Here is an 11,909-nt window from a genome sequence, read left to right as displayed (position 1 = left end):
GGGCGTGGCCGGTCAGGCCGGAGCGAACTGGGCGTCGTTGCCAGACCGTCCGCGGTGCAGAGCGGCGTCGAACGAGCCGTCCTGCGGGGCGTACATGCGGGCCGGGGAGATGCGGGGCGGGTCGCCGGCGATGGCGTCTAGCGCCGCGTACCTGGCCGACTTGTCCGGGGAGATGCGCAGTCCGTGGGGCATGATCCTGCGACCCTCCGGCAGTCCCATGACCTTGATCAGGTGCTGCTCCATGGCGCGGGCCTGCGCCGTGTTGCCGGTGTCCTTGAGCACCTGAGGCGGCACGTTGACCACGATCGAGCCGTCGGGCTCGGACCGCACCGAGTACTGCACCCGTTCCTTCTTGAGGACGGTGCGGGTCCCCCCGCCGGGGACCGGCTCAGTGACGGGGATGAGCTGTGTCTTGGATTGGGACAGTCGACGGATCCGGCTGACGACCTGGCCGGTGTTGGCGAGGTCGACGGGCTTGGCCTTGGCGGTCTTGAAATCGGGATGGCGGTCCCACGCCTCAGGCGTGTCGATGGTCTCGCCCGTCTCGAGGTCGGTGGCCTTGCTCGGCCACAGGGTCTCCGGCAGGCGGGCAACACCGTGGGTGTCTGCGGCCTCGAGAGTTTGCCGCATCGCGTCGACCCGCATGGCCGACATCGTCTCGTAGCTCAACCGCTCCGGCGGGAGTGACGCTGCGTCGTTGGCGAGCCCCTGCTGCTGCAGTCGCAGGGGTTCGCCCGCGCGGGCAGAGCGCGCGGCTGGGACGGCCTCGTACTTGTTCGCCAGGCGATACCCGACGGCACGAACGTGGGGGCAGCGGCGCGTCTTCTGGTACTCCGCGCACTGGCACCGCAGTCCCGGGTTGCCGGACTGGCCGTCGATGCCGAGCACTCGGTTTCCGGTCTCCGGGTCCTTCCACACCGTCACGTGCCCCGACACGTGCCAGTCGTCGTCGGAGCCGTTGAACGAGACGGCCGAGTCCCACATGCGGTTGCCGTCCTCGGTGACGGCCAATGCCTCCTGCTTCGACCCAGAACGCAGTGCTCCAGCGATCGTTTCCTTGGTCTTCGGATGCTGGAGGCCACTGTGATCGGTGGCGCCCTTGAGCGACTGCACCAGCGTCGGGGGCTTGGCGGGAATCACCTCGCCGTTCTCGCGGGCGGTGCGGGCCATCGCCTGGTAGGCCATGACGTTGCGGGCCCGGAGGTGATCGACCTCCTCCGACGGGCCGCCGATGACCGGGCACTGGTGGCTCGAGTTCAGCGACGCCCACCGGCCACAGGTGGGGCAGCGGGTCTCCTCCATGGCCTCAGCCAAGTCGGCGGCGTTCTCGAACTCGTGCCCCTCGGCGACCTGGTTCTTGCTCAAGAATCCGGCGTGCAGGGCCTTGCCGATGGACGGGTGGTCCATCAGGGCGTCGACCTCTTCGGGCCGGGCCCGGAAGTAGCGGGGCGGGTACTGCTTGCCCGACTTGCTCGGGTGCATCGTCACCTGCAGCAGGCCGTTGTTCGGGTTGTAGGCCACCGACTGCACCCAGTTGGACACCTTCGGCTCGCGGGACTTGAGCTCCTCGAGGGCAGCTGCACCTTCCTTCTCGAACTTGCGGCGCATCTTCTGCACCGTTGCCGCACTTTTCAGCGGCTCCCCCAGCTCTTTCTCGTCCCGGGCGACGGCCTCCTTGAACTTGGCCACGGTCATGCCCGGCGCCTTAGCGTCGAACACCGCCTGGATCTCTTCTTCGCTGCGGGTGGCCAGCATCTCCTTGCGGTCCAGCACGCTCTGATGCCGGTCGAGAATCTGGGACTGCGCGGACACTGCGTCCAGCGTCTCGGTCAGATCGGTGTTCGGGCAGGCCTTCTCCTCATGCCCGAACTGGCCGCAGCCCGCACACCGCACGGAGCCCTCGCCGCCCGGCTTGGTGTAGGTGCCCAGGACGTGCTTGTCGGTGATCGCCGGCCGGGGCGCGTACTTCTTGCGGTGCTCGGCCAGTGATTCCTGGGTCTTCTTCTCCATCGCGGCCATCGCGGCGCGGGCCCGTCCGGACTGGCCGAGGTCGGCCTGATCCTGGGCGTTGACGCCGGACACCGCGAGGGAATCGCGGTACTCGTCGGTGAGGCTGATGTTGGAGAAGTTGCCCTTCTCGTTGATCTTCTCCAGCCACTCGGACTCGACTTCGGCGTATGGCACGCCGCGGCGGCGGGCCTGGTTCTCCAGGAAGCTGCGGCGGGCCGGCACGAGCCGTTCCATGACGGAGACGATCTTCATCGAGGCGACCATGTCGGCGCCGGTGTTGCGCTGCACCCCCTTGAGTGGGGCACCGTTCTCGTGCTTGCCCGAGCCCAGCCGCGCGATCTCCTGGTCGATGCGGGTGATGATGCCCGGATTGGTCTTGGACTCGCCGTACCGACGGGCGGCACTCATCGTCCCCTCGGGCAGCTCCTCGACCCGTGCGCGCAGCTCCTTCCACGCCTTGACCTGCTCCTCCTGGGGCCAGCTGTCGAAGCTGGAGTACTTGGAGTCCGCGGCCTCGACTTCGTGGCGCAGCTGGTGCTGCATGGACTGCAGATTCGCGTCGTGATCGACTGGGTGGCCCATCATCCGCTGGAACGACTTGGCCAGACCGATCATCGCCGAACGGCCCTTATTTTCCCGACACACCATGGGGACTTTCCCTTCGTGCAGTTTTGATTCCGATGCTTGTGACGATGCCGCACGCAAGGCCCACTGTCAACGAATCTGTCCGGCCATTCATGCAGGCCACACCCGTCGCCGCTGGCCACGACGGGGGTCGGATCGGCAGGCAATAAGCCGTGACGAAACGACAACGGGGCGGGCGCTGCCGAAGCAGTGCCCGCCCCTGATCGCGCCCATTGGACTCCCTGGCTTAGTCGCCCTGACTGGCGGCTGCCGCCTGCGCCCGCTCAAGGTCGCGCTGCCGCTTCTCCCTCAGCCACGGACGCATCAGCTCGACGGCGTGGTCGACCGGCCGCTCCGTGAGCTCCACCAGCCCGGCATCGGCAAGTGACTGCAGGTAGTCAGCGGGATCGGCGGGGTTGAGCCACACCAGATTCGGATCGCCCGGCACCCAGAACTCCGCCCCTGTGGGGGCGGTCCCTGTCACCACCGACAGAGGCGACGCCGTGCCCGTGAACGGCAGGTAGTCAGTGCGCAGACACACCAGCGGCACATCGGCCCGCCACTCGCCCCGCGCGACCTCGCCGGCCTCCTCGCCGTCCTCGTCGAAGAACGGCACCATTTCCGGAATCCCGAACGGGCGCCGCCCCTGCTCGCCCGTGGCCGCGCAGGCAGTCAGCTCGTCGCGTTCGTCCTCGTCCAGGCGTTCCCAGCGGCCGTCATCGACAGCGGCGGCGTTGAGCTGCTGCTGCAGCCGTATCCGCACCCCGGTCGCATGGTCGGTCAGCAGCGCAGCGACCCGCATCTGCGCCGCCTCCAGCCGGTCACGCCGAGCCCGGTACTCGTCGTAGGCCTGCTGGGTTTGAGGGTCGAGCTCTTCGACGAACGCGAGGGCCTCGTCGTCGGCATCGTCCGCGCCGATCAGGAGCAACTCGTCCCTGGTCGGTGGCGGTTCGGGAGCGGGGTCCACGCCGAGGTCGTCTCTGGCTGCGCGCAGCTCGGCGATCGCCGCGGGCGCGTCGCCGCCGACGAGCATCGCCACGGCGTCGTCGGCGGTGTCGGCGTAGATGCGGGTGCCCTTGCCTGCGAGCTTGGTGGCGTTGACGTCCACCACGTACGGCCGCCACCGGCCGATCATCGGCAGTACTCGGCCGTGGGCGGCGCCGATCTCGTCGTGGTGTCCGTCGCTGGTCACCAGGGGCGGGGTGAGCAGGTTCGGGTCGAGGGTGTCTAGCTGGTCCGCGGTGATGGCGGTGATCGGGGTGACGTCACTGTTGTGCGCTGGGGCGGTCATGGGGTGGGTCCTTTCTGGCTGCGGTGGGGTCACGGTAGCGGCGGGCTGTCGTAGTTGTGGTGTAGGTGCGGCGCCCTGCTCAGGTGGCGCTGACGGTGTTGATCAGGACGCGGTTCACGGCTTCGGCGAAGCGGCGCGGGGTCACCCCCTGAGCGACGATTGCTTGGTCCGGGACCAGAGCGTTGGTGGTGCCTCCGGTCAGGGCCCATAGGACGGTGACGCCGCTGGCAACGGCGTCGGCCAGGGTCTGCTGCAGTCGGCGGGCCTCCTCCGGGTCTTTCAGTCGGCCATCGGTCAGCACCACCAGCAGGCGGGCGCCTCGACTGCCGATCAGATCCGCGGAGTCGCAGGCCCGGCTCACGGCCTCGGCGTATCCGTCGGAGCCGGCGCCGGTGTCGCGGATCTGCGGGACGAGGTGGGGCGCCGAGCCGATGCGGACGATCTCGAAGGCGTCGCCGCCGAACCCCCATACGGTGGCGGATCCGCCGAGGTCGCGGGCTGCGCAGGCCACTGCCCACATCAACGCAGTCGCCGACTCCAGCCACGGTGCCATGGACGCGGATGTATCCAGCACGGCGGCGACCCGGATGTCGGGCTGGTCGTCCATCTCGGGGATGTGCCGGGTCCAGGGGGTGGCGGTGACCGGGGTGCCGGCGTGCTGCTGTGCGCTCATGCGGACCAGTTCGCGAGTGTCGGTCCTGCCGGTGGGTGCTTGGGTGGGGTGGTCCACGGTGGATAGCTGGCGCCGTTTGGCTACCGACAGTGCCGCGCGCAGCTGCGTTCGCAGAAGGTGATCTTCTTCCGTGGCGGGCCGGTGTCGTAGGGACCGGTGCGCGGGCAGGCCTGTTCCGGCGCCTGCGATCCCATGGTCGGGGTCCAGTTCTGTGGTGCGGCGCTCTGACGTGGCGGTGGCGTCCAGGTCGGCGCGCAGCGAGGCGACCGCCTCCAGTGCAGTCGCCTCGGCCTGCTCGAGGTCGGAGGTGGCGCGGCGACTGACCCTGGACAGCAGTTCGGGATTGGACGTGCGGTCGTGGTGGCGGGGAAGCCGGGCATCGGCCAGTTGGAGCCAGGTGTCGGCCAGCGACATCACTGCGGAGCGCTGGTCCGGGGCCGCCAGGATGCGCCGCCATGTGGTGACGTACTCGCGCATCACGGCGGGTCCGAGGTAGTCCACGAGTGCGGGCTTCACGTGCTCTGTGGTCGAGGTGGGAAACACCAGGGCGTCCGCTCTCGGGCACACGGCGGTCAGCAGTTGGTAGGCGGCGGCATCGTCACTGCCGGAGATCGGCGTGCGGGCCAGCCACGTGCTGATCGTGGGCAGCAGGAGCCGCAGGGAGGGCTGGCGGCGCCGCAGTTGGGCCTCGGCGCGCAGTTGGTCGAGCTCGAGCATCAACCCGGCGAGCCGCGGGTCCGACGGAAGGCCGGCGTGCCGCCAGGTCGAGGTGACTAAGGGGGCGCACACCGCCGCCAATCGGGCGGCTGCACGGGGATCGTTGAGCTGATGGGTCAGCGAGTCGACCTTCACACCCTGCGCGGAACGGGGAAGGCCGGCCCGTTCGGCTTCGATCACCGCGGTGTCGCCATCGAGGTACACCGGCGCCGGCGCCCCGGACGAGCCAGTGGGCACGATGCGGACCTGCTCCACCGCCGCTCCCCAGCCCTGCAGCATGAGCAGCACCGACTCCTCGGTGACGGACCATAGCGCCATGGGTGCGGCCACTCCTCGCTGCCGGCAACGGATGCAGGCACCTGTTGTATCAGCCGGGCATGCCGCCGACCGGCGGTCGCGTAGCCCGCCTAGCGGCGGCATGGTGGGCCGATACGATCGCGGCAACGACCCCGGCCGCAGGGGTGGCACACGAAGGGACGTTCACGACAGATGCTGGCGTTCGGGTTTGGGTTCGTCCCCGACGAGGACCAGTTCGACGATGAGGTCGACTCGACTTACGTCAACCTCGTCACCGACACCGGGATTCGGGTGTGGGGCAGCGCCACCGATCCCCTGTCCCGACATGACCCTCTCCCTCCCTCGCCGAAGGCTCGAGTCGAGGCGCTGAGGGCGGCGGCCCGCGAGATCGAGCAACAGTGCGCTCCCGGAGAAGTGCCCCACCACGTGCGGCCCGGAGTGATCAACATCGACGACGACCTGGCGACAACGCAGAGGCCAGCGGAGGTGATCGCCCGCGAGTTCGCGCTCGCCGTGAACGCGGAGAGGACGATGCGGGCCGACCCAGACACGTTCCTGGAGATGATCGTCCAACTGTCACCGGACCTGGCCCGCCAGATGCGGGACACCTACATTCCCCGCACCCTGGCCGGCCGCTCCGACGTCCACATCATCCGCACGATCGCCGAGACCGGACAGCCGATCGCCCTCGGTGGCCCGCCGGGTTCGGGCAAGACGACCCTGGTGCGCGAAGCGCTCGGTGACGAGCTGATCATCGTGCCCTGCTCGACAGCGACAACATGGCCGGACCTGGTGGGACTGCACCAGCCGGTACCGGGCGACGAAGGCCCGTTCAAGTGGATCGACGGGCCCCTGTGGCGGGCCATGGAACAGGGACGCCCTCTCCTGCTCGACGATGCCGGCGCCCTGCACCAGGGGGTGCAGACGGCGCTGCATCCGGCGCTGGACACGCGCCGCAGTATCGACGTGATCGACCGGCCCGGCACCCAGCATCTGCAGGCCGCCGACGGGTTCACGCTCATCCTGACGTTCAACCCGGGCAACGGCCCGGGCTTATCCGAGCCGGTACGCAACCGCATGGCCCTGGTGATCGAGGTGCCCACCGACTTCGCCACCGCCCACCAGTTGGAGGTACCGACCGTGGTGATCGACGTGGCGGAAGCGTTGAAGCGGCGGGCGGACGCGGACCGGGCCGACGGTCTCGACAGGTGGGTTCCGTCGCTGCGTGAGCTGTTGGCCGTGCGGGACCTGGCTACCGCGGTCGACGTCGAGTTCGCCGCGGAAGCGCTGGTGTCCAAGGCGCCGACCCTGGCGGACCGGGAGGAAACGCTGGCGCTGTTCCGTCGGCGGTTCGGCGACCGTTTCGCCGCCGGAGGGGCGCTGGTATCCGGCGCTACTCACCAGTCGGTGCCCAGCACCTGGTGACGGCCCCGCGGGGGCGCCCCCGCGGGGCCCGCGGCAGTCTCAGACCGCTTCGGCCAGAGCCGACTCCGGCTCGGGCTGCGGCTGACCATGCACGGTGGTGGCCCCGAGGGGGTCCCGATCCAGGCTGATCGTGCGTGAAGCGAAGTCCAACGCCTCGCTGGTGTGGGAGATCAGCACCACCGACGGGAACAGCTGCTGCAGTGCGGCGATCACTGCGCGGCGCCCGTCCTCGTCGAGGTAGTTGGTCACCTCGTCGCCCAACACCTGGTCGGGCACCCCGCCCTGGGTGATCTGCAGGGTGATCCCGAGACGGAACGCCAGCCCGGCCCGGGCCTTCTCCCCGCCTGACAGGGTGCGGGTGTCGACCAGGGTGCCGTCCAGCAGTTCCACCCGCGGCACGAAGTCCGAGTCCAGGTGGAACGCCACGTGCTCGCCACCGAACCGCGCCAGCAGTTCCGTGGCTGACGTCGAGATCTGGCCGGTGTACTCGGCCAGCAACTCCGACCGCAGCGCGGTGATCGCGTCGGCGGTGCCGGCGGCGACTTCTGCGTCGGTCAGGGCCTTGCTCTTGGCGTCCCACTTGGCGCGTTCGGCCTCCACCCGCACGCGCATCTCCCCCGCCCCCACTTCGCAGGCGCTGAGCAGCCGCTCGGCGCGGGAAGCTGCGGCGACCTTCTCGTCGTGGTCGGCCTGCAGCTGCCTGACCGTCTCCACGGCCGCCCGCAGGGCCTCCGGGTCCGGTTCATCGCGCAGCCCCTCCTGCGCAGCGGCGACGGCCTGGTCGGCGTTCGCGACCGCGGCGTGCGCTCGACTGATCGCCTGCCCGGCCTGCTGGGCGGCCTGCATCCCGGCCAGGGCCTGCTTGGCGTGGGCGTGGGCTGTCAGCCCGGCGTCCAGCAGCTCCTGGCCCTGGCAGTGCGGATCGACCTGACCGTCGAGGGCCGTGATCGCCGCACGCAGCACCTGCGCCCGCTCGTCTGCAGTGGAGACCGCAGCGAGGCGGTCCTGATCGGCCCGCGCGGCGTCCCTCGCCGCCGTGTCCGCGTCGCGAAGGGTGGCCGTGGCCCGTGCCAGTGCATCACTGGCCTGCTCGTGCGCGGCGCCTGCGGTGCGCCGGGCAGCGTGGGCCTTGGCCAGCCGGTCCTGGCAGTCGGCGAGCTCCTGCTGGAACTGCGCCCGCAACCCGTCCAGGTCGGCGACCCGCTGACGGCATGTCGGGCAGCAGGCCTTGCCTGACTCGGCATGGTTGAGCTGGTCAAGTGCGCGCTCGATGCGCCGCGCTTCGGCCTCGGCTGCCGCGCCGAGCTCGGCCGCGGCCCTGCCGTCGGAGTCGGCCGCCACGATCTTGGCCTTGGCCTCGTCCACCTCGCGGCCCAGCGCCTCCCGGTCGATTCCCTGGGCAGTCCGGTGGGTTTCGGCGGCGTAGGACTCTGCGCGGGCCGCAGCCGTCCGGAAGTGCTTGTAGGCGACTCCGGCGTCGGTCAGTTCCTGCAGCTTGGCGTCCACGTCGGCCATCTGGGCGGGGATCGTGTCGAGGTCGATCCCGCCGATGGCGGGCTCTGCCTCTCGGATGGTCTGGGCGAGCTGGTCCCGGGCGGATGCCGCGATGGCGCGAGCTCCGACGAGACGGTCCTTGCTGGAGCGGGCGGCATCGGTGGCCTCGCGCAGTCGGTCAGCCTCGGCAGTGGCGGCGTCCAGGTTCTCGCGGGACCGGTCGCGCTGCGCACCCGCGGTGCGGGCGGCCTCGCGGGCTTCGGCGGTCTCATCCTCAGCCTCGGCGAGGTTGCTCTCGGCCACTCGGAGGTCGGCCTCGTCGCCGGGCAACGCCTTGGCCTTGGTCGCGGCCTCGCGGGCCGCCTCCCTGGCCCGCTGGCGGGCCTTCGTCAGTGGAGCAAGGCCGGTGTGATGCTCCACCAGGGCCTGCACTTCGGTCGGGGTGGCGGTGGCCAGCACGTCGACCTCGCCCTGCCCGATGAAGTTCGCGCCCCGGAACGCGTCCTTGGGCTGGCCCAAGATGCGCGTGATTTCGCTGGTGAGTCGGGTCGGGGTGATGCCGTCGACGAACTCACCGTTGATGGCCAGGGAGGCGTGTCCGGTCTCCTTGATCCTGCCCTTGGGGCGGGTGCGGGTCAGCCAGCGGCTGGCTTCAATCCGATCCCCGTTGTGGGTGAGGGTGATGGTGCCGCCACACCGCTCGTTCTCGTCGCTGCCCCGGCGGCGCAGATCGGTCAGGGTGCCGTTTTGTCCGGTGTCGCCGTAGAGCACGAACGGCACCAGTGACAGCAGCGACGACTTCCCGCTGCCGGGGGCGCCGATCAGGGCGATCATGCCGTCGTCGGTCAGATCGAGCGCGACGTCGTCCAGGGATCGGAAGTTCGTCCCGTGCAGGTGGGTGATGCGCATGATGTCTCCTCCAGGTCTGTTAGTCGGCGTCGACGGCCACGTCGGCCAGGACTCGTCGGGTGCGGTCGGCGACGCGGGCGCGAACCTCGCCGGGCAGGGCATTGAGGGCGCGAGCAACAGCGCCGTCGCCGTCGGCGCGAGAGGTGAACTCGCCGACGTAATCGGTCACCCGCGCGGGTCCGGCTTCGCCGGTCTCGCCACGCTCACCGGGCTTGGCGGTCAGGCTCGTGGAGTTGATGAAGCTGACCCCGAAGAACGCGGCCTCGGCCGCCAGGTGCGCCCACTCGATCGCCGCGGCCCGCAGCGCCGGCTTCTGCGACGGTGACGCCCCGCTGATGCGTTGCCTCAGCAACGCTCCCCCATCGCCGGTCAGTTCGGCCGACTCCTCGTCGGTCATGGCTTGGGCGTGCAAGCGTGCCCGGACCTGCTGGTCGATCTGCTCGACCGACAGTTGGGAGGCGTCCAGAACTGGGAAATCGACCTGCGGGCGCTGCCAGATGTAGCGTGGGGTCACCGTGACCGTGCCGTCGTCGCGCAGCTCCACTTCGAGCCAGCCACGACCGGCGATCTCATCACTAAAACCCCTGGTCAGAAGGCTGCCAGTCATCCAGACCTGGCCGCGCTCGTAGCCGTCGTCGGGTCCGAAACCGGGGATCGGGCCCAGCGTGTGATAGTCCGACAGCAGGTAATGATCGAACCCGCGGTCGGCCCACTCGGCGGGGATCACCCGCTCAGCCCCGTGCCTTTCGTCGGCGCCGAACAGCCGCCCATCTGCCGCGAAAATGCCGTGGGCGAACAGCAGGTTCACCCCGCCAGGCAGCGGCTGTGGGTCGATGTTGATCCCCCGGTCTGCCAGTGCCGGGTCCAAGCCGTTGTGCGAGATCACGTGCAGGTACAGCGGCACGTCCGGATCGGGCTGGTGGATCTCGTAGTAGCCGGGGTACGGGGTGACGGCCTCCCTCTCGGGCCGTGTGGGATCGGGGAACACCGCGTGGCTGGCCAGGTGCGGGCGGTGCAGCGCCGACACTGCGGCCCGATGCCGGCCTGATCCGTTGTCGTGGTTGCCGCCGTTGCCGACGCGCCAGATGAACCGATCGTCGGGAGAGGCGTCCACCCGCAGGTCGTCGACTCGCAGGGCCGCGTTGACGGACTCGGGGCTGGGCTCTGCCACGTGGAACAAGTCGCCACCGTCGACGATGCCGTTCACGCCGGCAGCGAGCATGGACTCGTAGGTCAGGCGGTGAGCGACGTACCCGTCCACTTCTCGCAGGTTCAGTCCCGAGGGGTGCATCCGCATGGCGCGCATGCGGTAGCCGAGGTGCTGGCATCCCAGAACGCCGATCTTGTAGGCCACGATGGCTCCTTTCCGGCGCGACGCCGGTCCCGCTGTCTGATTCCGATGGCCGCATCGTCTCAGGCGGGTGCGACATCTGTGGCACCCGACAGGCATCGGCCTCAGGCAGTGCGTTTATTCGTCGAATGTTCGCGTTGAAGATGCAATAACGCGCACTGGGCTGTTAGGGTCATCACCATCGGAATCAAACTGCCACTCGCTTTCTGCTGGTGTCGGCCTCCACGTACAGGCGGTTGACGGCGGCGGAGGGCAGCCCCAGGAAGGTCTACGCGATGAGTGCGACAATCGCCGTCCAGTCCCCTCGCTCCCCGCATCGGCAGCAACGACCCGCCGCCCCTCGGCGCTCCTGCCAGGTCAACATCGACCTGTTCGACCCGTTCAACTTCCGAGGGGCGGTCCTATGCGACGAAGAGGTGCGGCGTGCCCGCACCGCCATCGCCGCCTGCCACTCGTGCCCCCTGCTGATGCAGTGCCGTGCGGAGACCGCCGCGGTGCTCGACGGGAGCGCCAGTCGAGGTGTCCCGCCGGTAGGCGTCGTCCAGGCAGGGATCCTGTTCGACGAGAACAGCAAGCCCTACGGGAACGCCCCCGCCCCGGCGCCGAAGCGCACCCGGGCCGTACCCGAGTCCAAGCCCGCCTCCACGAAGAGACCGTCGACCAGGACGGCATCCGCCGAGACGGCCGTAGGGCAAGGCATGTTCGACTTCGCCGACGACCTGTCAGCGGCCATCCATCAGATCAACGGTCCCCAAGCCGAATGGGTGCCTGACGTCGACTTGAGCCCGCCGCGCATCAACAAGCGAGGTGTCTACTTCGCCCTCGGACCGGAGGCGCTGGACGCCACCGTCACTCGGCACCGGCTCAACCAGACACGACGCCCGATCGACCCGGGCACCAGGGAAATCCTGGAACCTCACGACGAGCTCGAGGTAGTGCGGCTCGGTGTCGAGCGCGGGATGCCGCTCCACAGAATCGCCGCCAACCTGCGCACCACCTGGCATCGCGTCGACCGCATGTGCGGCCTCCTCGACATCACTCCTACCCACAAGGAATCCGAGAACGCCGCGGACCCCGCAGCCTGACCGCGACAAGAGAAGCGGCCCCACCCGTATCGG

Annotated in this window: 7 protein-coding genes; 2 read left to right on the top strand and 5 right to left on the bottom strand. The window is 69.5% G+C overall.

What is annotated here, in order from left to right; all coding sequences use genetic code 11:
• Nucleotides 1-12: 12 nt before the first annotated feature.
• The 3 genes from C3V38_RS16770 to C3V38_RS16760 all read right to left on the bottom strand — a co-directional run bounded on the left by C3V38_RS16770 (nt 13) and on the right by C3V38_RS16760 (nt 5,633).
• Nucleotides 13-2,625 carry a hypothetical protein gene (locus C3V38_RS16770; RefSeq protein ID WP_106386837.1) on the bottom strand — a complete coding sequence of 871 codons (2,613 nt, stop codon included), beginning with the start codon at nt 2,623-2,625 and terminating at the stop codon, nt 13-15.
• A gap of 256 nt (nt 2,626-2,881) precedes the next feature.
• Nucleotides 2,882-3,925, bottom strand: a complete 1,044-nt coding sequence (locus tag C3V38_RS16765; RefSeq protein WP_106386836.1) for a hypothetical protein — start codon at nt 3,923-3,925, stop codon at nt 2,882-2,884.
• 79 nt (nt 3,926-4,004) lie between these two features.
• Nucleotides 4,005-5,633 (bottom strand): vWA domain-containing protein, encoded by a 1,629-nt coding sequence (locus C3V38_RS16760; protein ID WP_106386835.1) that lies wholly within the window; start codon nt 5,631-5,633, stop codon nt 4,005-4,007.
• Nucleotides 5,634-5,804: 171 nt separating this feature from the next.
• On the opposite strand from C3V38_RS16760, the gene C3V38_RS16755 reads away from it, so the two are divergent.
• Entirely contained in the window at nt 5,805-7,037 is a 1,233-nt protein-coding gene (locus tag C3V38_RS16755; protein WP_106386834.1) for an AAA family ATPase, read from the top strand.
• 39 nt (nt 7,038-7,076) lie between these two features.
• Here the strand turns inward: C3V38_RS16755 and C3V38_RS16750 are convergent, their stop codons facing one another.
• Together C3V38_RS16750 and C3V38_RS16745 are read right to left on the bottom strand one after the other, a co-directional pair.
• Complete coding sequence (locus tag C3V38_RS16750) at nt 7,077-9,440, bottom strand: AAA family ATPase (protein WP_165001194.1); 2,364 nt, start codon at nt 9,438-9,440, stop codon at nt 7,077-7,079.
• A 19-nt stretch (nt 9,441-9,459) separates the two neighbouring features.
• Nucleotides 9,460-10,794, bottom strand: a complete 1,335-nt coding sequence (locus C3V38_RS16745) for a hypothetical protein (RefSeq protein WP_106386832.1) — start codon at nt 10,792-10,794, stop codon at nt 9,460-9,462.
• A 272-nt stretch (nt 10,795-11,066) separates the two neighbouring features.
• Here C3V38_RS16745 and C3V38_RS16740 point away from each other — a divergent pair, with 272 nt between their 5' ends.
• A complete protein-coding gene (locus tag C3V38_RS16740; protein ID WP_106386831.1) occupies nt 11,067-11,876 on the top strand; it encodes a hypothetical protein in 810 nt (269 codons plus the stop codon).
• The last annotated feature ends 33 nt before the right edge of the window (nt 11,877-11,909 follow it).

Origin of the sequence: Dietzia sp. oral taxon 368 (assembly GCF_002999155.1) — a bacterium.
GTDB lineage: Bacteria > Actinomycetota > Actinomycetes > Mycobacteriales > Mycobacteriaceae > Dietzia > Dietzia cinnamea.
This window is presented reverse-complemented; position numbering and strand designations above follow the sequence as displayed.